The 21,002-nt window shown below is 33.2% G+C and carries 21 protein-coding genes; 19 read left to right on the top strand and 2 right to left on the bottom strand.

Annotation, left to right across the window (positions count from 1 at the left end; all coding sequences use genetic code 11):
- Nucleotides 1–139 precede the first annotated feature (139 nt).
- From BG262_RS09425 to BG262_RS09380, 10 genes are all read left to right on the top strand, one after another.
- A complete protein-coding gene (locus tag BG262_RS09425) occupies nucleotides 140–484 on the top strand; it encodes a DUF2200 domain-containing protein (protein ID WP_070788655.1) in 345 nt (114 codons plus the stop codon).
- Between the two features lie 156 nt (nucleotides 485–640).
- Nucleotides 641–1,615 carry a glycosyltransferase family 2 protein gene (locus tag BG262_RS09420; RefSeq protein ID WP_070788646.1) on the top strand — a complete coding sequence of 325 codons (975 nt, stop codon included), beginning with the start codon at nucleotides 641–643 and terminating at the stop codon, nucleotides 1,613–1,615.
- The gene (locus BG262_RS09415) at nucleotides 1,605–3,149 is read left to right on the top strand and encodes a glycosyltransferase family protein (RefSeq protein WP_070788645.1); all 1,545 of its coding nucleotides are present in this window, start codon (nucleotides 1,605–1,607) and stop codon (nucleotides 3,147–3,149) included. Before BG262_RS09420 ends, BG262_RS09415 begins: the two co-directional genes overlap by 11 nt.
- A gap of 207 nt (nucleotides 3,150–3,356) precedes the next feature.
- Nucleotides 3,357–3,959 (top strand): helix-turn-helix domain-containing protein, encoded by a 603-nt coding sequence (locus BG262_RS09410; RefSeq protein WP_070788644.1) that lies wholly within the window; start codon nucleotides 3,357–3,359, stop codon nucleotides 3,957–3,959.
- Nucleotides 3,960–4,185: 226 nt separating this feature from the next.
- Nucleotides 4,186–4,782, top strand: coding sequence for a helix-turn-helix transcriptional regulator (locus tag BG262_RS09405; protein ID WP_070788643.1), 597 nt, complete (start codon nucleotides 4,186–4,188; stop codon nucleotides 4,780–4,782).
- Nucleotides 4,783–5,050: 268 nt separating this feature from the next.
- On the top strand, nucleotides 5,051–5,527 hold the full coding sequence (locus BG262_RS09400; RefSeq protein WP_158006668.1) for a hypothetical protein: 477 nt from the start codon (nucleotides 5,051–5,053) through the stop codon (nucleotides 5,525–5,527).
- An 8-nt stretch (nucleotides 5,528–5,535) separates the two neighbouring features.
- Nucleotides 5,536–5,745, top strand: coding sequence for a helix-turn-helix domain-containing protein (locus tag BG262_RS09395; protein ID WP_070788641.1), 210 nt, complete (start codon nucleotides 5,536–5,538; stop codon nucleotides 5,743–5,745).
- Nucleotides 5,746–5,784: 39 nt separating this feature from the next.
- A complete protein-coding gene (locus BG262_RS09390) occupies nucleotides 5,785–6,360 on the top strand; it encodes a histidine phosphatase family protein (protein ID WP_070788640.1) in 576 nt (191 codons plus the stop codon).
- Nucleotides 6,361–6,463: 103 nt separating this feature from the next.
- A complete protein-coding gene (locus BG262_RS09385; protein WP_070788639.1) occupies nucleotides 6,464–6,823 on the top strand; it encodes a DUF1304 domain-containing protein in 360 nt (119 codons plus the stop codon).
- Between the two features lie 250 nt (nucleotides 6,824–7,073).
- Nucleotides 7,074–7,271, top strand: coding sequence for a hypothetical protein (locus BG262_RS09380; RefSeq protein ID WP_070788638.1), 198 nt, complete (start codon nucleotides 7,074–7,076; stop codon nucleotides 7,269–7,271).
- A gap of 21 nt (nucleotides 7,272–7,292) precedes the next feature.
- Here BG262_RS09380 and BG262_RS09375 read toward each other — a convergent pair whose 3' ends face one another.
- A complete protein-coding gene (locus BG262_RS09375; protein WP_070788637.1) occupies nucleotides 7,293–7,667 on the bottom strand; it encodes a nucleotide pyrophosphohydrolase in 375 nt (124 codons plus the stop codon).
- Nucleotides 7,668–8,008: 341 nt separating this feature from the next.
- Here BG262_RS09375 and BG262_RS09370 point away from each other — a divergent pair, with 341 nt between their 5' ends.
- From BG262_RS09370 to BG262_RS09340, 7 genes are all read left to right on the top strand, one after another.
- A complete protein-coding gene (locus BG262_RS09370) occupies nucleotides 8,009–9,244 on the top strand; it encodes a quaternary amine ABC transporter ATP-binding protein (protein ID WP_070788636.1) in 1,236 nt (411 codons plus the stop codon).
- Nucleotides 9,237–10,958 carry an ABC transporter permease/substrate binding protein gene (locus BG262_RS09365; RefSeq protein WP_070788635.1) on the top strand — a complete coding sequence of 574 codons (1,722 nt, stop codon included), beginning with the start codon at nucleotides 9,237–9,239 and terminating at the stop codon, nucleotides 10,956–10,958. The genes BG262_RS09370 and BG262_RS09365 overlap by 8 nt, the downstream gene beginning before the upstream one ends.
- Before the next feature lie 146 nt (nucleotides 10,959–11,104).
- Complete coding sequence (locus tag BG262_RS09360) at nucleotides 11,105–12,130, top strand: alpha/beta hydrolase (RefSeq protein WP_070788634.1); 1,026 nt, start codon at nucleotides 11,105–11,107, stop codon at nucleotides 12,128–12,130.
- Nucleotides 12,131–12,308: 178 nt separating this feature from the next.
- Nucleotides 12,309–12,665, top strand: a complete 357-nt coding sequence (locus BG262_RS09355; RefSeq protein WP_070788633.1) for a DUF1622 domain-containing protein — start codon at nucleotides 12,309–12,311, stop codon at nucleotides 12,663–12,665.
- 515 nt (nucleotides 12,666–13,180) lie between these two features.
- Entirely contained in the window at nucleotides 13,181–14,455 is a 1,275-nt protein-coding gene (locus tag BG262_RS09350) for an O-acetylhomoserine aminocarboxypropyltransferase/cysteine synthase family protein (RefSeq protein WP_070788632.1), read from the top strand.
- A 13-nt stretch (nucleotides 14,456–14,468) separates the two neighbouring features.
- Entirely contained in the window at nucleotides 14,469–15,623 is a 1,155-nt protein-coding gene (gene solA, locus BG262_RS09345) for an N-methyl-L-tryptophan oxidase (RefSeq protein ID WP_070788631.1), read from the top strand.
- Between the two features lie 59 nt (nucleotides 15,624–15,682).
- Nucleotides 15,683–16,579 carry a homoserine O-succinyltransferase gene (locus tag BG262_RS09340; RefSeq protein WP_070788630.1) on the top strand — a complete coding sequence of 299 codons (897 nt, stop codon included), beginning with the start codon at nucleotides 15,683–15,685 and terminating at the stop codon, nucleotides 16,577–16,579.
- 121 nt (nucleotides 16,580–16,700) lie between these two features.
- On the opposite strand, the gene BG262_RS09335 is transcribed toward BG262_RS09340, so the two are convergent.
- Complete coding sequence (locus BG262_RS09335) at nucleotides 16,701–17,624, bottom strand: LysR family transcriptional regulator (RefSeq protein ID WP_070788629.1); 924 nt, start codon at nucleotides 17,622–17,624, stop codon at nucleotides 16,701–16,703.
- 165 nt (nucleotides 17,625–17,789) lie between these two features.
- Between BG262_RS09335 and metE the strand changes: the two genes are divergently transcribed.
- Nucleotides 17,790–20,036: a 5-methyltetrahydropteroyltriglutamate--homocysteine S-methyltransferase gene (metE, locus tag BG262_RS09330; protein ID WP_070788628.1), complete on the top strand. Its 2,247-nt coding sequence runs from the start codon at nucleotides 17,790–17,792 to the stop codon at nucleotides 20,034–20,036.
- Nucleotide 20,037: 1 nt separating this feature from the next.
- Nucleotides 20,038–20,955 (top strand): methylenetetrahydrofolate reductase [NAD(P)H], encoded by a 918-nt coding sequence (gene metF / locus BG262_RS09325; protein WP_083312972.1) that lies wholly within the window; start codon nucleotides 20,038–20,040, stop codon nucleotides 20,953–20,955.
- Nucleotides 20,956–21,002 lie beyond the last annotated feature (47 nt).

The following is a 21,002-nucleotide window of genomic DNA, read 5'->3' as shown; positions in this document are numbered from 1 at the left end:
CGGTATTGGTCCTAAAACAATCCCGCTACTTGAAGAGTATCTAGTAAAACCAGATAATAAATATGAAAAAAGTAAGACTGTATCAAAAAAATCTACATCTAAATCAACCAACCCTAAAACTGATAGACAAATTGCTAACATGAATAAGCTCTACAAAATGTCTTTTGCAAGTATCTATCTTCTTTATCTAGAAAAAGCAGAAAAAAAAGGACGTACTCGTGAAGAAGTAAATCAAGTTATCGAGTGGTTAACGGGTTACAGTAAAAAGCAGCTTGATAAGCAAGTTGAGTCCCTATGTTCATTGGAAGCATTCTTTAACAAGGCACCTCAAATTAATCCTAACGCGGATAAAATTACAGGAGTAATTTGTGGCTGTAGGGTTGAAGATATTGATGAACCTCTTATGCAGAAAATACGCTATATGGATAAATTAATTGACGAACTTGCCAAAGGAAAGTCAATGGATAAAATATTAAGAACTTAAGTTGCTTAACATATATAATTTATATTTAAGACAAGGTACCTTAATTGATATCTTGTCTTTTAATTGTGATACAATTAATAATTATATTAGTAATTTAGTTTATTAAAATTTGATTTATTGTATAATACAAAATAGGTAAAGAAAAAGGAGGCTTTTATGAAAAAGAACTTAAGTATTATTTTACCTTGTTACAATGAAGAAGAGGTTCTTCCTATTTCTTCAGAAAAGATTATGGGCGTTTTATTAGATCTCATTAATAAAGGGAAAATTTCTAATGATAGTAATATTGTTTTTGTTGATGATGGGAGTTCAGATAAAACATGGACACTTATTGAACGTCTAGTCGATTCAGACTCAAATCATTATAACGGAATCAAACTTTCAAGGAATTTTGGCCATCAAAATGCTCTTATGGCAGGTATGACTTCACAAGTCGATAAAGCAGATATGATCATTACAATTGATGCAGATTTACAAGATGATATTGCTGTGATTGAAGATATGGTGGACGCATATAATAAAGGCTATGATGTTGTTTATGGCGTTAGAAATAACCGGGATTCTGATACAGCTTTCAAAAGGAAAACAGCAGAGACTTTTTATAAACTTATGAATAAAGCGGGCATTGAGATGGTTCCAAATCATGCCGATTTTAGATTGCTAAGTCAAAGAGCCGTAAATACTCTTCTCAGTTTTCCAGAAAAAAATCTTTTTTTACGTGGTTTAGTACCTTTGGTGGGATATCCGAATACCAAGGTCTATTATTCTAGAAAAAAACGAGAGGCTGGAGAATCAAAATATCCTCTAAAGAAAATGATTTCCTTTGCCAAGGAAGGATTGACATCATTTACAATTCTTCCCATTACTTTTGTGAGGAATTTAGGCTATATTGTTCTTTCAATAGGTGTAATTTATACTATATACACTCTGATCCAATGGTCAAAAGGTGCAGTCGAAAATGGTTGGTCATCAATCATTATTACTTTATGGTTATTAGGTGGATTCCAATTAATAAGTATATCTATAATTGGAGAATATATAGGAAAAATTTATTGGGAAGTTAAACATCGTCCTAGATTTATTATTGAAACAAATTTGACAGGTGAGGTTAAAGAAGATCATGAAAGATAAAGATGAAGTTTTCAAACATTTAAAAGTATTGTCGGTATTATTGCTTACATCATTCATAACAATATTCGTTGTTTCCAAGAATTCACCATTTTTCTATATGAACGACTGGGTGGATTTAAATGCATTTTTAACTATGGGAAAATCTTGGGGACACGGAGTGATTCCTTATAAAGATATATTTGAACAAAAAGGGCCAATTTTATATTTTATCTTTTTATTAGCTTCTAAATTATCCCACACAGGTTATATAGGTGTATATATTCTTGAATCGCTATTTTTTACTTTGACATCATTTATGTTATATAAAATAGGTCGATTATTTTTGGATAAGCCAAAATCATATCTTTTTGTATTTTTATCATATATTATATTGACACTGAGTCCATATTTCAAAATGGGAGGTAGTGCTGAGGAATTTTCATACCCTGCTATCTTATTAGGAATTTATTACATTTTTATATTTTCTAAAAATGGAAATAAGCTTTCTAAAACAGCCTATTTTATTGGTGGTTTTGCATTTTCCTATATTTTCTGGATAAAGTATACAATGATTGGTTCATGGTTAGGATTTTATTTAGCCATTGGCTTACTTCTCATTTGGAAAAAAGAGTTCAAGGAACTGACCAGAGCAGTTTTATTGAGTTTAGCTGGTTTTTTATCCTTATCAACCGTAATTTGTTTATATTTTTTCATAGTGGGAGGATTATCGAGCTTATATAAAGTATACTTTTATTCGAATATAGTCCTATATGGCAGTGATGTAAAGGCAAGTTTCGTAATGAAATTAGTAAATGCCTTTAAGATGTTTTATAATGAGTTGAATTCTCAGAATTTATTATTTGTTATTTTCATATTAGGATTTATTTGGTTGTTTGCACAAAAAAGAATTATTGAAAGCTTAGATGAAAAAATAATTCTTATTGTTAGTTTCTTAATGCTAATTATAACTGTGTATTACGGTGGAGCAGATCATATTTACTATATGTTGATTTTACTTCCTTTTATAAGTTTGATTCTCTTATCTCCAATATACTATATGAGCTTTGAAAAAAAAGTAGTTCCAAAACTACTTGGTATTTTTGGGGTTATCATATTTTTAATAATGACAACTAGCTATAATAGATATGATTCAAAACTTTTTCCAAACAACGCAACTGTACAACTAGGAGACTATAAGGATGGACCTGCTCAAAGTAAATTTGCAAAGATTATAAATAAGGAAAAAAATCCTACTCTGTTAAATTATGATTCTCTTGACTTAGGGTTTTTCCAATCATCTGGAATCGTTCCGACAAATTATTATTTCGAACGCCAAAACATTACTGATGAAAAATTACCAGAAATGATGCAAGATCAAAATGATGTAATTAATAATAAGAAAACAGATTTTGTGGTTTTACGAATAGCAAGATTTGCTCCAGCTGATGATAATGTTCCCGAGAATATTAGGAATAATTATGAATTAGTTAGTATGCATGACCAGAAAATTGAAGGACGGGAAGTCTGCTATCTTCTTTACAAAGCAAAAAAATAAACATTACAGGTTAAGGCTAGTGAAAACTAGCTTTTTTTATTAAATAAAACTTTAATAGTTTACATTAAATTGACACTATTTATTGCTATAATATATAAGAGAAAAAAATATAATGCAATTTATCAATTAAAATGTACTGATTATAAGAGGATTTGCTAGAAATTTTTGATTTTATGGTTATTCTAGAGGAAAGGAGGAAGTCAAAAAATGGAATTAAGCAAGAAGATAAAAGCGTATAGGACAGAAATGAATATTTCGCAGGAAGAACTTGCCGAGAAATTGCATATTTCAAGACAAACAGTTTCAAACTGGGAGACTGAACGTAGCTATCCTGACGTAAATAATCTAATTTTACTTTCTACAATTTTTGATGTAACTCTAGATCAACTAGTAAAAGGAGACATTAAAGTCATGAAAGAAAAAATTGCTCAAAAGAAATACTTAAAATATCTATGGATTATCATATTTGATATGTTAATGTGTGGTATTCTTTTAGGAATTTATGCAGCTCTTCCAAAAAGAACAACAATATGGTTCTTTTTTCTATATGCGCTATCTGTAATATCTATGGTATATTCATGGTTTAAAATTATAAAAATACAAAAGTCTGAAGATATTAAAACCTATGAGGAGATTATAGCATTTTTTGAGGGTGGAGATATAGATTCTGCACGTAAAAATAGAATCTCAGACTATCAAATTAAGTTGATTCCTGGGACAATATTTTTCAGTATACTTGGAATTGTATTGATGTTATTAGTAAGTTTTTTTGTAATTATGTTTATTAGAGGTATTAAGATTACATACTAAATATTTAAAAATCTTCAAGATTAATATTTGGAGATTTTTATTTTGTTTTAAAACTTTACACCAAGTTTACACTATTTATTGCTATAATAGAAGGTAATAAAAGCCTGATTTATTAAGATTTTTAGCTTGCCAAAATCTTTTGGCCAAGCAAATTAGTCGATTATAAAATTCTTTGCTAGAGATTTTCAATTAATTCTTTAAGCTAGGGGTATGGAGGGATATCAAAATGGAGTTAAGTAAACAGATAAAGGAGCATCGAGCTAGGCTTGAAATTTCGCAGGAGCAGTTGGCTGAAAAAATGTATGTTTCACGTCAAACTATATCTAACTGGGAAACTGAGCGAAGCTATCCGGACGTGCATAATTTACTTTTGCTTTCTGCAATTTTTGACGTAACTCTTGACCAACTTGTTAAAGGAGACGTGAAAATTATGAAAGAAAAGATTTCTAAATATAATATAAACAAAGATACAAATGGTATGCTAATTTTTAGTGTTCTAGCAGCAGTATCCACAGGTTTTCTTATTCCAATAATAAATAATTTATTTTCTTGGCCAATGCTCATTCCTATTGTCTTTTGGTTAATGGCTATGTATTATGCTATGAAGATTGAAAAGTGGAAAAAGAACGATGACATAAAAACTTATAAAGAAATAGCAGCTTTTATGGACGGTAGAGATGTTGATATAGTACGAAAACAAAGAAATAAAAAGAAAGATTTTGGGACAAAAACTTTAATTGTCATTACATTTAGTTTAGCAGTAGGAATAATAACGCTTATTGTACTTTTTATAACCCAAGGCCTTATTGATTATTTTAAATAAGAGATGAGGAGTGTTGAAACATTTGTTGTACTAATATTTTTTGAATTATTCATTGTGTTTGTATCTCAAGTGGTTGAAAGAAATAGTTAATTAAAGAAACCTGATAGTCTAAGATTATTAGGTTTTATTATATAAATATTATCGATAAACATTAAATAATTATTGTTTTCAATAAAATAATGTTATAATAAATAAAAAATGAGATATTATCATGAAAATAAAAAGATTTCAGAATTTATTATGGTTTCTAAGTTTGATATTCAAACTTATGATATTTGTCGCAATAGGAATGATTGTACTTCTTATATATGATCTAATCTTTGGTCCAATCGATGGTATGATATTCTCTACAATAAATAGTGGTTTCATATCCTTCTCAAAAACTAATGGTAATATTGATAATCAGGAAAGGATAGCGGCAGAGATAGTTACGATTATCATTGCGCTTTTAAATATTTATATTTATAACAAAGCTTCAAAATTATTTAATGGGTTAAGTGGCGGTGAAACACCTTTTAATCCGCATTTCTCAGGTAAAATACGTACTTTTGGCTACCTTTATATAGCACAATCTCTGTTAATTAAACCTCTTTATTCAATAATTTTGAGTGTCTTAATACCTAATGGTTATAAAGTTGTTATAGGTTTTGGTGAAGGACTTCTTATTGGCCTCATTTTATTAATAGCATCCGCAGTGCTTGACTACGGAACAGAGCTTCAATATATTTCAGATGAAACAGTTTAGGTGATATTATGGCTATAATTGTAAGACTTGACCGTGTTATGGCGGATAGAAAAATATCACTTAAGGAACTTTCAGAAGAAGTTGGAATAACCAACGTTAACCTATCAAAACTAAAGACAGGTAACGTGGCAGCAATTCGCTTTTCCACGCTCGAAGCAATATGTAGAGTTTTAGAATGCCAACCTGGAGATATCTTAGAATATAGCCTAGATGAGTGAATAATGGTTTCACGCGAAACAAGTTTAGAGGAGAAACGGATGATTACGACAATCTATTTTGTTAGACATGCTTTACCTGATTACAGCTCTCCTGAAGATAGGGGAATGCCATTGACAGAAGAAGGCAAGCTTGACAGTTTTTCAGTTGCCGAAAAACTCTCGAACATTGAATTTGACTACGTTATTTCAAGTCCTTATCAAAGAACGCTTGACACAATCAGACCTTTAGTTGACAAGCTAAATCTACAAATAGAAACTGATGAAAGATTAGGTGAAAGAAAACGAGGAAGTGCCTCTGATAACACACCTGATATGGTTAAAAAGCGTTGGGCTGATTTTGATTTTCATGAAGTAGGTGGAGAATCTATGAATTCACTACAGTCAAGGAATATGGAAGCATTGAATGATATCCTTGCAAATCATCAAGATCAGACTATTCTAGTATCAACTCATGGAGCAGCCCTCTCATCAATACTTAATTATTATGATCCTACATTTGACTATGAAGATTTCAATCGTATTCGATGCTTTACACCTTATATATTAAAGGCAGAATTTGATAAATCTATGAATTTAGTTGCCAAAGAAGAAATTTGGTGGATTGATAAAAATTGAAGTTAATAAATAATAGTACTTTCTTGTGATAGTTATGGGTCTATGATAGACTAATCAAGCAATGATTATTAAAGATAATCACTATTTATTGAAAGGAAATTATATGTCAATTATTTCTATTATTTTAGTTATCTTATCAGCTTTAGAATGTTTTTATATCATGTATTTAGAAACAGTTATTACAACATCTGAAAAAACTAGTTTAACTTTTGGTGTTGAAAGAGATGAGTTAGGTAGGGAGACAGTATCTTCACTACTTAAAAATCAAGGTGTTTATAATGGCTTTATTGGGTTGATCTTGCTTTTTGCTGTAACTTTTGCTCATGCTAAAGTTGAAATTTCAGCGATAATGCTTACTTATATCGTAGTTATGGCCTTATATGGTGGCTATACTGTAGATAAAAAGATTGTAATCAAGCAAGGGTTACTTCCATTTATTGCTTTGATAAGTTTATTGTTCTAAGTTAATTATAAAAATAAAAACTTCAGTCTTAAGACTGATGAATGAAAAATTTGAAGGATTATTTTGAAGGATTATAATGAATACATAGAGTTAAATATAAACTCCTTAACTTTTCTTTTTCATAAAACTCCTTAAAGCCAGTGCAAGCTGGCTTTTTTTGTATTTATTTATATAATCTATTCTTGTTTAATCTTATAAATAAATATAAAATTAATTTAGTTAAAGGAAAAAGAATAAGGAGAGCAACACTATGAAAAAGTATATACTGCCACTAATTCTCATTATTGCTTCTTGGATATGCCTTGGCTATATCGAAGAGGGCATGTTCTCACAAACAGCAACTGTAAACATTGTTATCCTTCTATTTTTGATTATAGGTTTCAGTTCATGCTATTTAGGTTATAATATAATTTGGAAAAATTTTTTTGGTCATCATGGTAAGAAATAATAGAATTGAAAAACGCTTGATTTAATTCAAACGTTTTTTCTTTAAGCTTTCTTCCATGCGGCTTTTTTCTTTCAGCTCTAAGTAACTAGCATTTCCGTTAATAAGTTCTTTAGCTGGATATCTTTTAGAATTTTTATCAAGTTTTTCTGCAATACTTTTCTTAACATCAATTCCTAAATTTGCTGCAAGCATATAAGAGTAGATTAACACATCAGAAAGTTCTTCTTCAATATTTTTCCTATTACTTTCAAGAGCTTCCGTTGAGTCAATCCACTGAAAGTTTTCTAATAGTTCAGCGGCTTCAATTGATATAGATAATGCTAAATCCTTTTCTTTATTTTCGTGATTCCAATTTCTTTCCTTACGAAATTCTTCAATCATTTTTTCTATTTTCATTTGTACACATTCTTTCCACAGATTTAGGATTAGTATATCAAAAAATATATTTTTTTCCACATGTGGATAAGTGATAATTATTGATAGATTTAGCCGAAAAATATGAAAAAATAGAAGAAATTTCAAAGAAATTTTAAACTGGTCTAGAGACAGTCTATGAGGCGGATGAGATAGTAATGAAATTTTATAATACATGAAAAATATGTGCTAAACGTTTGACAAGGCATGTATGTCCTGTATAATTAATACTTTAAGCTTACATATAACGTATAAGTATTCCTATTTGAGCTCAGACAAATATGTTATTTATTAAAATGGAATCATTATAGAGAGGATGTAAAATGAAAAACGTTAAACTTACAGTAAACAATTTAACTAAGATTTTCGGTAAGAAGCAACAACAGGCTTTGACCATGGTTAAAGAGAACAAAAGTAAGACAGATATTCTTGCTAAAACAGGAGCGACAGTCGGTGTTTACGATGCCAGCTTTGAAGTCAATGAAGGTGAAATCTTCGTCGTAATGGGACTTTCTGGTAGTGGTAAATCAACAATGATACGTCTGCTAAATCGCCTGATTGATCCAACTTCTGGAGAAATCTACATTGACGGGCAAGATATCGCAAAAATGAACAAAGAGGAGTTAAGAGAAGTTCGTAGACATAAAATTAACATGGTCTTCCAGAACTTTGGACTTTTCCCACACAAGACTATTCTTGAAAATACAGAATATGGTCTTGAAGTTAGAGGTGTCCCTAAAGAAGAAAGACAAGAACGTGCTGAACGTGCCTTGGAAAATTCTTCATTATTACCGTTTAAGGACCAATATCCTGATCAATTATCAGGTGGGATGCAACAACGTGTCGGTCTTGCACGTGCTTTGGCAAATGATCCACAAATTCTGCTTATGGATGAGGCTTTTTCTGCTCTTGACCCACTGATTCGTAGAGAAATGCAAGATGAACTTTTAGATCTACAGGCAACAGTTCAAAAGACAATTATCTTTATTACCCATGACTTAAATGAAGCCCTTCGTATTGGAGATAGAATTGCTATTATGAAGGACGGACAAATCATGCAAATTGGTACAGGGGAAGAAATTCTTACTAACCCAGCTAATGACTATGTTCGTGAATTCGTAGAAGATGTTGATAGGTCTAAAGTACTTACAGCACAAAATATCATGGTTCCTGCTTTGACAACAAATATTGAAATTGATGGACCAAACGTTGCTCTTAAGAAAATGCGTGATGAAGAAGTTAGTATGCTGCTTGCCATTGATAAGCATAGAAAACTTCGCGGTAGCCTAACAGCTGATAGTGCTGTGGAAGCTCGTCGTAATCATACACCACTTATTGATGCGATTGATAAAAATGTACGTAAGATTTCTAAAGATACTCTTGTTACAGATATCTTTAATCTTATTTATGATTCACCTGCACCACTTGCTGTTGTTGATGAAAATGACCGCTTAGTTGGTGTAGTAATCCGTGGTAGTGTTATTCAAGCTCTTGCTGATACAGGAGAAACTGATCCACAGGATGAAAATATTGTTGAGGAGGTAATTATCAATGACTAATTTTCTTCAAAAACCATTACCAGTAGCTGACTGGGTAGAGAACTTTACTGATTGGGTAACAAATACCTTCTCAGGCTTCTTCTCTGTAATCCAATCAGGAGGACAATCATTAATTGATGGAGTAATCTCTGTCTTAAATTTTGTACCTCCTTTACTATTCATCGCTGTATTGACAGTTATTGCTTACTTCATTTCAAATAGAAAATGGGGTCTAACAAGTTTCACACTTATTGGTTTACTCTTTATTTACAACCAAGGACTTTGGACAGATTTAATGAGTACACTGACACTCGTCTTACTTGCTAGTTTATTATCGGTAATTATTGGTGTACCGCTAGGTATTTGGATGGCTAAAAGTGATTTAGCTCAAAAAATTATTTCACCAATCCTTGACTTTATGCAAACAATGCCAGGATTTGTATATCTAATTCCAGCCGTTGCTTTCTTCGGTATCGGTATGGTACCAGGTGTGTTCGCATCAATAATCTTTGCTTTGCCACCAACAGTTAGATTTACAAACTTAGGTATCAGACAAATTCCTGAAGAATTGATTGAGGCATCAGATTCATTTGGTAGCACTCCTAGACAAAAATTATTTGGAATTGAGTTACCACTAGCTAAAAATACAATTTTAGCAGGTGTAAACCAAACTGTAATGCTTGCCCTTTCAATGGTAGTTATTGCATCAATGATTGGAGCCCCAGGTCTAGGTCGTGGCGTATTATCTGCTTTACAAAGAGCACAAGTTGGTAACGGATTTGTAAACGGACTTGCTCTAGTAATCCTTGCTATTATCATCGATCGCTTTACACAATACCTTAATAAACCAAAGCGTAAAGCTAAAACGGGTCAAAAATCATCTATGAAAAAATGGGTAATCCCAGCAGCAGTAGTTGCAGCCCTTGCAGCAGGTATTGGATTCTTTGCTCTTGGTAACAAAGAAGATGATCAAAAAACAATAAATCTTGCATACGTTGAGTGGGATACAGAAGTTGCTTCAACACATGTTCTTGGACAAGTCTTTAAGGACATGGGTTACAAGGTAACAATGACACCGCTAGATAATGCTATCATGTGGGAATCAATCTCAAAAGGTGAAGCAGATGCTACAGTTTCAGCATGGCTTCCAAATACTCACAAAGCACAATATGATCAATATAAAGATAGTCTTGATGATTTAGGTCCAAACCTCAAAGGAGCTAAACTTGGATTGGTAGTACCTTCTTATATGAATGTGAACTCAATTGAAGATTTGAAAGGCGAAGCCAACAAAACAATCACAGGTATTGAGCCTGGAGCAGGTGTTATGAATGCCGCAGAAAAGACTTTAAAATCTTATCCAAATTTATCAGATTGGAATCTTTTATCTTCATCATCAGGAGCAATGACAGTAGCTCTTGGTCAAGCGCTTAAGAACAAAGAAGAAATCGTAATCACAGGTTGGACTCCGCACTGGATGTTTGCCAAATATGACCTTAAGTTCTTGGAAGATCCTAAGAAAACAATGGGAGACGATGAAAGTATCCATACAATCGCACGTCTCGGACTTAAAGATGACAAAAAGGATGCCTATAAAATCCTTGGTAACTTTAAGTGGACAAAAGATGATATGGAATCTGTTATGCTAGAAATTAACAACGGAACATCACCAGATCAAGCAGCGAAAAACTGGATTAAAAATAATTCAGATAAAGTAGCTGAGTGGACAAAGTAAACAATAAATAATCAGTTTTTTCCTAGGTTATGTAAGAAAGTATCTAGCTAGAAATTGTTGATTAGCATCTGACTTAATTGCCAGGTGCTTTTCTTTTTAAGTAATTACAACTGTGCTATAATTTATTGAAGAGAAAGGGTAGTAAAATGAAGAAAAAAATTGCAATTATTGTTTCGGTTGCTGTAGCTGCCCTACTATTAATATTTTTTATCTCTGTTGTAGTGACAATGCGCGTGTCCCCTAAGCCAACTGCTGTTGTCTTAAATAAGGCAGTTTTTAAGGAAAAGGGATCAATAACAGATAAAGATTCTCATGAAAAAACCAAAGATCTTGTAGTGGCTAAATATAATTTGGAATATAAATCTAGTCATAAGAACAACACCTTCGATGTCTATTATCCTAAAGAGATTAAAGATAAGGTGCCGGTTTTATTTTGGGTGCATGGTGGTGGATATTTAGGTGGGGATAAGGAAATGGTCAAGGAATTTGCCAGTAAACTTGTAGCCCATAATCAAGTTGCGGTGGTTTCAATGAATTATGAGCTAGCACCAGACTCGCAATACCCTAATCAACTTATCCAACTTGATGAATTTTATAAATATATGGTTAAGAATCAAGATCAGTATCAGCATTTTGACTTTTCTAAGTTATTTTTTGGAGGTGATAGTGCTGGCGCACAAATTGCCCTTCAATATGGATTAGTAGAAACGAATAAAGAGTATGCAGATAGTATGAAGTTTGAGCAATCAATACCTAAAGGTTATATAAAAGGAATGATTTCATATTGTGGACCTGTAAACTTAGTAAATTTAATTGGTCTTTATGGTGAAAATCAAGCAGCTACTTATACCATTTCAAGTATTGCTTGGTCAATTATTGGCACAAGAGAATGGAAGACGAGTTCTCAAATAAAGGAAGCAAGTATTGCTGAACATGTTACCGCAGATTATCCACCAACTTATATAACTGATGGAAATTTTTATTCATTTGAAGATCAAGGAAAAACACTTGAAGAAAAATTAAAGAATTTAAAGGTTCCGGTGAAAACATTATTTTTTGATGATACTAACGAGATGATATTCCATGAGTATCAATTTAATTATACGAAGCCAGCAGCTAAAAAATGTTTTGACGAAACTGAGGAATTTATTAGAGGTTTTTCTAGTGAGTAAAGCTGAGGTTTACACTTATATTTACGTTTGAAATACATAAATATAAGTGTTTATACCGATTTTATGACTTTATATGTAAAAGAAGTAGTTTACGGAAAAGTTTGAAGGATATTTATTAAAATTTTTTGTTTTTTATAATTTATGATAAGATGATTTATATATTTAAGGGAGCTTTTTTATGGATATTTATAAAATTTTAACAGATGCAATCTATCCAGTTTTCAAGATTTTTGTAGTCTTTTTAAATGTAGTTGCAGTTTTAATTCTCATGTATGGATCATTTTTAGGAATCAAAGAATTTATTTCATCTAAAAGAAGTAAAATTTCAACGGATGAAGCAATAATATCAAATCAGCATATAAAAAACCATCTAGCAAGTTATATACTTCTTAGCCTAGAAGTTCTGATAGCTTCTGATATTATCGAATCAGTAATCCACCCAACCTTACAAGATTTATTTAAATTAGGTTTCTTAGTAGTAATCAGGACAGCAATTTCATTCTTCTTAAATAAGGAAATTGAGGAAGAATCATAAAATCTTAAGTCTTTAACGGATGTTAAAGATTTTTTCTCCATTAATTTTTTTAATATCCCTATTAAATTTTTATAACCCACATTTTATTGACTTAAGTTTGTATTGTTATAAAATGAATCTCAAACAAAACGCATGGAAAAAGAGAGTAAGTTTGAAATTCTTTTAAAGAGAGTATCCGTTGGTGAGAGGGAGCAAAGTAATACAAACTGAAAATGACTTTGGAGCGGTTGTCTATTTATATAGCAAACGAATCTTCCCCGTTAAAGGAAGACCATACAAATCTTGTGTGGACTGAGATAATTTATCTATTTTTACTGGCATTAAAATAGATAAATTGTGAACTAAGGTGGTACCATGTGTCGCAGCATCCTTAGAGAGAAATCTCTAAGGATTTTTTTGTATAGTTTTGAAAAATCAAAAGCTATACCAGATAAAGGAGGTTAGTCAAAAGAATAATGGAAGTTGAGATGTGTAGTAGAAGTGAATAAATAATAAATTAAGGAGAGTTAAAATATATGGCTGAACAGGCATTTGAAACCATTCAATTACATGGTGGACAAAAAGTAGACAAGGAAACAGGAAGTCGGGCAGTTCCAATTTATCAAACAACATCCTATGTTTTTGATGATGCAGATCATGCGGCTGCACGTTTTGGTTTAGCAGATGCTGGAAATATCTATACTAGAATTACTAATCCAACAACTGACGTTTTAGAGCAAAGACTTGCTTTACTGGAAGGTGGTGTAGGTGCACTTGCTACTGCATCAGGATCAGCAGCAATCACATATGCCATTCAAAATATTGCCTCAGCAGGAGATCATGTTGTTTCAGCAAGTACTATTTACGGTGGAACTTATAATCTTTTTGCCCATACATTACCTCAATTTGGTATTGAGACAAGTTTCGTGGATGCAAGTGACCCTGAAAATTTCCGTCAAGCTATTCAAGAAAATACAAAAGCAATTTTCGTTGAGTCCTTAGGAAATCCAGATACTATTATTGTTGAATTAGATAAGATAGCAGAAATCGCTCATGAAGCAGGTATTCCAGTAATTGTGGATAATACCTTTGCGACAGCATATCTTTTCAAACCATTTGAATATGGAGCAGATATAGTTGTTTATTCTACAACGAAATTTATTGGAGGACATGGTGTGGCTCTAGGTGGAGCAATCATTGATTCAGGTAAATTTGATTGGACTAATGGTAAATTTCCAGGATTAGTAGAGCCTGATGATAGCTACCATGGAATATCTTGGACAGAGGCGACTGGTCCAGCAGCATATATTACACGAGCAAGGACAATTTTATTAAGGGATACTGGAGCCACTATCTCTCCATTTAACTCTTGGTTAACGCTTTTAGGTCTTGAAACCTTATCACTTAGACTGGAGAGACATGTTGAGAATGCTCAAAAGGTTGCGGAATATCTTGAAAACCATCCTAAAGTATCATGGGTATCTTATCCAGGTCTTGAATCAAGTAAATATCACGATTTAGCTGAGAAGTATTTTCCTAAAGGAACGAGCTCGGTCTTTACCTTTGGTTTGAAGAACGGGGCAGAGGCAGGTAAGGAATTAATTAACAATGTTAAACTCTTCTCACTTTTAGCAAACGTTGGTGATGCTAAGTCGCTCATTATTCATCCGGCATCGACGACTCATTCACAATTAAATGAGGAACAGTTGGCAGAAGCTGGAATTAAACCTGAGACAATTCGCTTATCTGTTGGAATTGAGAATATTGACGATATTATAGCGGATTTAAGTCAAGCTTTAGATGCAATATAAGAGGAAGTGAAATATGGCGCAAAATGAAGATAAAATATACGATCTAGTTGTTTTAGGTTGTGGATCAGTTGGTTCTGCAGTTGGTTATTATGCTAGTAGAGAGGGTGCTTCGGTCCTTGAAATTGATAGCTATCAACCACCTCATGAATTTGGAACACACCATGGGCAAACGAGAATAATTCGCCATGCTTACGGTGAAGGTGACAAATATGTTCCTCTTCTTCTCGAAGCCCAAAGTCTTTGGGAAGAATTACAGGATCAAACTGAGGAAAAATTTCTTCATCAAGTTGGAATAGTAAATATCGCTCCTCAAGAGTCAGATTTTTATAAAAATGTTCTTTCAAGTGCTGAAAGATATAGCTTACAAGTAGATATTTTGACAGCTGAGGAACTGAATGAAAGATTCCCTACTTGGAACTTTGATGATGATTACAATGCGATTTATGAAAAAAATGCAGGTTATTTAAGGACTGATATTATTATCAAAGAGTACCTTGAGAAAGCTAAGGAATGCGGGGCAACTCAGGTTTTTAACCAACAAGTTTTTCAGATAATTAATGAGCCAGATTATATTAGAATAATCACTGATAATGCTGAATATAAGGCAAGAAAACTTGTAGTATCAGCAGGTTCTTGGGTGAAAAGTCTATATCCTGATCTGCCCATTCAGCCTGTAAGAAAAACATTTCATTGGTTTGAAGTCGAGGATGAAAGCCTTCTAGAGAAAAAAGGTTTTCCGTGTTTTACTGTCAATCTTAAATCAAATGAAACATACTATGGCTTCCCAGGATCTGACAACTTAATTAAAATAGGTCGTCATGATGGTGGACAATATATTTCAAATTATCAAGAGCAATATGAATATGATGATAATAAGGATGCAAAGGAAGTTGACAATCTTCTAGGTACTTATTTGATAGGTACTGGGAAACTTGATTTTGGTAAGACTTGTTCATACGACATGTCACCTGATGAAGATTTTATTATTGACTGGCTAGATGATCGAACACAAATTGTTACAGGTCTAAGCGGTCATGGATTCAAGTTTGTTTCAGTACTTGGACACATATTAGCTAATCGTGCTCTAGGAAAAGAAGAAACAAATCTTGATTTAAGTCCATTTGCACTAGATCGTTTTACTAAAATTACAGAAAAAGTTAAAGATTAATAACTCTAAAATAGCTTCTAGTTATTTTGGGTAACTAAAAAAAGATAAGGAGGTGAATAATGCCCATTAAAGTAGCAACTGACCTACCTGCAAAGGCGCTTTTGGAAGAAGAAGGAATATTTTCCCTAACAACTGAGAGAGCCTTAAGTCAGGATATCAGACCGTTGAAAATTGCCATTTTAAACTTAATGCCCAATAAAATAGAAACTGAGTTGCAATTCCTCAGGCTTCTATCTCAAACTCCACTCCAGCTTGAAGTTGATTTCCTTCAGATGGAAAGTCATACATGCAAGAATACTGAAAAAACCTACCTTGATGACTTTTATCTAACTTACGAGGATATAAAAGACAGCTTTTATGACGCACTAATCATAACTGGAGCACCTGTTGAGACTCTACCCTTTGAGCAAGTTGATTACTGGCAAGAATTAAAAAAAGTCTTGGCTTGGAGCCAAACCAACGTTACCTCAAACCTACATATTTGTTGGGGAGCACAAGCAAGTCTTTACTACCATTACGGGGTCGATAAGGTTCAGTTTGACAAGAAAATTTTTGGGCTCTATGAAAATGAAATTAAGGAAGAGGCATATCTTTTCCGTGGATTTAGTGATACTTTTGATAGCCCTCAATCAAGATATACAGGACTTGATTTGGAGCAGTTAAACAAAGCTCCAATTAAGGTGCTATCAACTAATAGTGAACTTGGACCACTAATACTATCATCTCAAGATGATAAAAATATATTCGTTCTCGGGCATATGGAGTACGAGACCGATAGCTTACATAAAGAATATGTGAGAGATAATCAAGCAGGAATAGGTACGGCAAAGCCCCATAATTATTATTTATCAGATACAGCTGATACCATGAAGAACACATGGCGCTCTGAAGCCTATCTCCTCTACCATAATTGGATAAATTGTATTTATCAAAAAACTCCTTATAGATTTAAATAGTGTATGTGAAAATCAAAAAAACGGCGAAAGTTCTCCTCTTTCGTCGTTTTATAGTTTTATAGTTGATTAAAATAGAAATACCTTCGTTTTACTACGTTGTCCATTTTTAAGTGACTATATTTTATTCGTAAATGTGGAAGCCATAACCCCTTATATGTTCCTTAAGAAGGTCTAGATATTTATTCCCCATAGGACTAAGTTCACGCTGCTCTTGTTTGAGCCAACCAAACTGGATAGTGTCCTCATATTCAAGTGGAATGGCCACAATCTTATCATCATTAAGTTCACTTGATATAATCCCTGAACTGATAGTGTAACCATTAAGCCCAACCATAAGATTAAAGATAGTAGCGCGGTCACTAACCTTGATTTCCATCTTGCGATCCCACGTACTCAAAATTTCTTCTGAAAAGTAGAATGAGTTATTCTCACCCTGCTCGTAGGATAGGTAAGTATAGTCTTCCAAATCCTCTAGCTTAATAGATTTCTGCTTGGCAAGAGGGTTGTAACGACTAATGAAAACGTGTGGTTTAGCATCGAAAAGAGGAGTAAAAATCAATCCCTTTTCCTTAAAAAGTTTTGACAGCACCTGCCTGTTAAAGGAATTCAGATAGAGAACTCCGATTTCACTCTTAAAGTTAGTTAAGTCATCTAAGATGTTTTGAGTTTCAGTTTCTCTCAGAGTAAGTTGGTACTCATCACTATTGATTGACTTTACAAGCTCAACAAAAGCGTGAACTACAAAGGCATAGTGTTGGGCAGATACTGAAAAAGCTTGTTTTCTCGGTGATTTATTTTTATATTTTTCTTCTAATAGATTTACTTGGTCAAGAATTTGCCTTGAATAAACAAGGAATTCCCTTCCTTCAGGTGTCAAAGAAACACCGTTTTTAGTTCTTAAAAGTAATTGAATCTCCATTTCACTTTCAAGTTCCTTAATGGCGTTTGAAAGACTAGGCTGTGTTAGAAAGAGTTCTTTGGCAGCTTCGTTGATAGACCCTTTTTCAGCAATTTTTTCTAAATAAATAAGTTGTTGTATTCTCATTTCATACTCCTTTCTATAATTATAGCAAAGGTTATAGCTTTTGACTATAACAATCTATGTTTATTATCAGTTATCCAAAAAAGTTTCTATATGTTAATTTATATGTTATAGCTTTGAAATAAGGAAAAGAAAGCAAATATAGCAAGAGATAGATAGGGAGTTTTTATGACAACAACAATTATTGGTTTTCCCCGTATAGGTGAACATAGAGAATTAAAATTTGCGACTGAAAAATATTTCAGAAAAGAAATTACAGAAGATGAATTTAAACAAATAACAAAAGATATTCGTAAAAAGCACTGGAAGGAAGTTGAGGATGCTGGAATTGATATTATACCTTCTAATGATTTTTCTCTTTATGATAATACTTTAGATGCAGCATTTTTATTAAATATTGTACCTAAAGAAATTGAGACAATTGACCTATCAAACTTAGATAAATACTTTGCTCTTGCGCGTGGTTATCAGGGTGAAAAAGGCGATATCAAAGCTCTTCCGATGAAAAAATGGTTCAACACAAACTACCACTATATTGTTTCAAAGTTTACAAAGGATACAAATATTAAACTTACTGGAACTAAGATTTTCGATGAGTTTGCGGAAGCAAAAGAACTAGGAATTACAAGTCGTCCAGTAATTGTTGGCCCATTCACTCTACTAAAACTTAGTGATTATGCAGAAGGGCTAAGTGCAAAAGATTTTGCTAAGGATTTGACTGCAGCTTATAAAGAAATCTTTACAAGACTTGCTTCATTTGGTGCAGAATGGATTCAAGTAGACGAACCAAGCCTTGTCAAAGATTTAAGTCCTGAAGATATTAATCTTTTCAAAGAAATTTATAGCGAACTTTTAGCGGATAAAAAATTAAAAGTCCTTCTTCAGACTTACTTTGGTGACGTAAGAGATATTTACAGTCAGCTAATTGACTTGGATTTTGATGGAATAGGTCTTGACCTTGTGGAAGGTCCTAAAAATATTGAATTAATCAAAGATAATTTCCCAGCAGATAAAAAGTTATTTGCAGGTATTGTGAATGGGAAATACATCTGGAAAAATAATTACCAAAATAGTTTAGCTACCTTGGAAGATTTAGGAGTTGAGGATTTGGTACTGACTACATCATCATCTCTACTTCATGTACCTTATACAAGTGAAAATGAAAAATTTGAGCCAGAAGTCCTTGAACATTTTGCCTTTGCCAAGGAAAAATTAAAGGAATTAAAGGAGCTTGAAGCAATTTTAAAAGGTGAAGGTCAAGAATATTTGGACCAAAATAAATCCTTATTTGCTAAGGAAAGAATCTCTAAAAATCAAGAACTTGCCACTAAAATTGATGGATTGACAGAGGCTGATTTTACACGTTTACCAGCATTTGCTGAAAGGGAAGCTATCCAAAAAGAAGTATTCAAATTACCTCTTTTACCGACAACAACTATTGGTTCATTCCCACAGACCAAGGAAGTTAAGCAAATTCGTGCCAAGCTTAAGAAGGGTGAAGTTTCACAAGAAGAATATGATACTTTCATAGGTGACCAAATTAAGGATTGGCTTAATTGGCAGGAAGAGATTGGCTTAGATGTCTTAGTTCACGGTGAGTTTGAGCGAAATGACATGGTTGAATACTTTGGTCAAAACTTGTCAGGTTACCTTTTCAGTCAAAATGGATGGGTTCAATCATACGGAACTCGTGGTGTTAAACCTCCAATTATTTGGGGTGATGTGGTGCGCGAGCGACCAATTACTGTTAAGTGGTCAGCCTATGCTCAGGAGCAAACTGACAAGATTGTAAAGGGGATGCTTACAGGTCCAGTAACCATTCTTAACTGGTCATTCCCCCGTGAGGATATAAGTTTGAGAGAGTCAACTTTACAGATTGCTCTTGCCATTCAAGAAGAGGTGCTTGACCTCGAGAAAAATGGTATTAGAATTATCCAGATTGATGAAGCGGCTTTGAGAGAAAAACTTCCGCTACGTAAGAGTGACTGGTTTAAGGAGTATCTTGACTGGGCAATTCCAGCCTTTAGATTAGTTCACAGCAAGGTAGATGAGAAAACGCAGATTCATACACATATGTGTTATAGCGAGTTTACAGATATCATTCCAGCAATCGACCAGCTTGATGCAGACGTTATTTCATTTGAAGCATCACGTTCTAACCTAGACATCTTAGACGAACTAAAAGCTAAGAATTTCCAGACAGAGGTAGGACCTGGGGTTTACGATATCCATTCTCCTCGTATCCCATCAGTCGAAGAAATTACTAAAACAATTCATACCATCTTGACTAAAGTCCCTGTAGAAAAAGTTTGGGTGAATCCTGACTGCGGACTTAAAACACGTGGTATTCCAGAAACAAGGGCGAGCCTTGTAAATCTTACACAGGCGGCTAAAGACGTACGAAAGGAATATTAATATGTCCAATTATCCAAGTCTCTCATTTGAGATTTTTCCACCAAATACACAGGTGGGAGAGGAAAAAATATATACTACACTCAAAGGTCTTCAAGGTTTAAAGCCAGACTTTATTAGTGTTACATGTTCTAATAGACAAAAAAATATTGAGGATACTACCCTTAAGCTGGCTGATTATATTCAAAAAGAATTAGGGATTTCAAGTATAGCTCACCTTCCAGCAGCTTATTTGACAAAGGCACAAGTTGACAAGATATTGACACAGCTTGATGAACTAGGTATTAATCAGTTGTTAGCTCTCAGAGGTGATATAGTTGAAGGTTTTGAGCCAACTCATGATTTCCAATATGCTAGCGATTTGACTTCTTATGTAAAGGAAAAAGCTCCTCACTTTCAAGTTACAGGAGCTTGCTATCCAGAAGTTCATCCAGAATCAATAAACCGCATTGCTGATATTAATAATCTTAAGAAAAAGGTTGATGCGGGTTGTGATAGACTTATTACTCAGTTATTTTTTGATAATGATCTCTTTTATAACTTCCAAGAATCTTGTCAGCTTGCAGGAATTGAAGCTCCAATCCTTGCAGGAATCATGCCCATTGTAAATCGTAATCAAGCTTTACGACTACTTAATACAACGCAGACAAAACTTCCAAGAAAATTCTTAGCAATATTGGATAGATATGAAAATGATCCAGTATCATTAAAAGCTGCAGGCCTTGCTTATGCAATTGACCAAATTGTTGATCTAACAACACAAGGAGTTTCGGGTATTCACCTTTACACCATGAATAATGCTCAAGTTGCTAAACACATATATGAGAACACTGCACCTTTATTTAAGAAGGAAGAAGCAAGTTTACAAGAAAAACAGGACAAAATATTTCTGACAAAGCTTGAAGAATTGTTGGCAGTATAAAAAAAGATCTATAAAAAAGCCAGTCTTCATTAGGTGAGGACTGGCTT

Origin of the sequence: Floricoccus penangensis (assembly GCF_001832885.1) — a bacterium.
Lineage (GTDB): Bacteria > Bacillota > Bacilli > Lactobacillales > Streptococcaceae > Floricoccus > Floricoccus penangensis.
The sequence above is the reverse complement of the archived record's forward strand: the minus strand, read 5'-3'. Positions and strand labels throughout refer to the sequence as shown.

Bases quoted from the DNA above. Each gene is read 5' to 3' on its own strand.
- solA (WP_070788631.1), top strand. From the start codon at position 14,469: ATGGCGCAAAATGAAGATAAAATATACGATCTAGTTGTTTTAGGTTGT.
- BG262_RS09365 (WP_070788635.1), top strand. From the start codon at position 9,237: ATGACTAATTTTCTTCAAAAACCATTACCAGTAGCTGACTGGGTAGAG.
- BG262_RS09385 (WP_070788639.1), top strand. From the start codon at position 6,464: ATGTCAATTATTTCTATTATTTTAGTTATCTTATCAGCTTTAGAATGT.
- BG262_RS09340 (WP_070788630.1), top strand. From the start codon at position 15,683: ATGCCCATTAAAGTAGCAACTGACCTACCTGCAAAGGCGCTTTTGGAA.
- BG262_RS09380 (WP_070788638.1), top strand. From the start codon at position 7,074: ATGAAAAAGTATATACTGCCACTAATTCTCATTATTGCTTCTTGGATA.
- BG262_RS09335 (WP_070788629.1), bottom strand. From the start codon at position 17,624: ATGAGAATACAACAACTTATTTATTTAGAAAAAATTGCTGAAAAAGGG.
- BG262_RS09410 (WP_070788644.1), top strand. From the start codon at position 3,357: ATGGAATTAAGCAAGAAGATAAAAGCGTATAGGACAGAAATGAATATT.
- BG262_RS09355 (WP_070788633.1), top strand. From the start codon at position 12,309: ATGGATATTTATAAAATTTTAACAGATGCAATCTATCCAGTTTTCAAG.
- metE (WP_070788628.1), top strand. From the start codon at position 17,790: ATGACAACAACAATTATTGGTTTTCCCCGTATAGGTGAACATAGAGAA.
- BG262_RS09370 (WP_070788636.1), top strand. From the start codon at position 8,009: ATGAAAAACGTTAAACTTACAGTAAACAATTTAACTAAGATTTTCGGT.
- BG262_RS09375 (WP_070788637.1), bottom strand. From the start codon at position 7,667: ATGAAAATAGAAAAAATGATTGAAGAATTTCGTAAGGAAAGAAATTGG.
- BG262_RS09350 (WP_070788632.1), top strand. From the start codon at position 13,181: ATGGCTGAACAGGCATTTGAAACCATTCAATTACATGGTGGACAAAAA.
- BG262_RS09425 (WP_070788655.1), top strand. From the start codon at position 140: ATGAATAAGCTCTACAAAATGTCTTTTGCAAGTATCTATCTTCTTTAT.
- BG262_RS09395 (WP_070788641.1), top strand. From the start codon at position 5,536: ATGGCTATAATTGTAAGACTTGACCGTGTTATGGCGGATAGAAAAATA.
- BG262_RS09420 (WP_070788646.1), top strand. From the start codon at position 641: ATGAAAAAGAACTTAAGTATTATTTTACCTTGTTACAATGAAGAAGAG.
- BG262_RS09405 (WP_070788643.1), top strand. From the start codon at position 4,186: ATGGAGTTAAGTAAACAGATAAAGGAGCATCGAGCTAGGCTTGAAATT.
- BG262_RS09360 (WP_070788634.1), top strand. From the start codon at position 11,105: ATGAAGAAAAAAATTGCAATTATTGTTTCGGTTGCTGTAGCTGCCCTA.
- metF (WP_083312972.1), top strand. From the start codon at position 20,038: ATGTCCAATTATCCAAGTCTCTCATTTGAGATTTTTCCACCAAATACA.
- BG262_RS09415 (WP_070788645.1), top strand. From the start codon at position 1,605: ATGAAAGATAAAGATGAAGTTTTCAAACATTTAAAAGTATTGTCGGTA.
- BG262_RS09390 (WP_070788640.1), top strand. From the start codon at position 5,785: ATGATTACGACAATCTATTTTGTTAGACATGCTTTACCTGATTACAGC.
- BG262_RS09400 (WP_158006668.1), top strand. From the start codon at position 5,051: ATGATATTTGTCGCAATAGGAATGATTGTACTTCTTATATATGATCTA.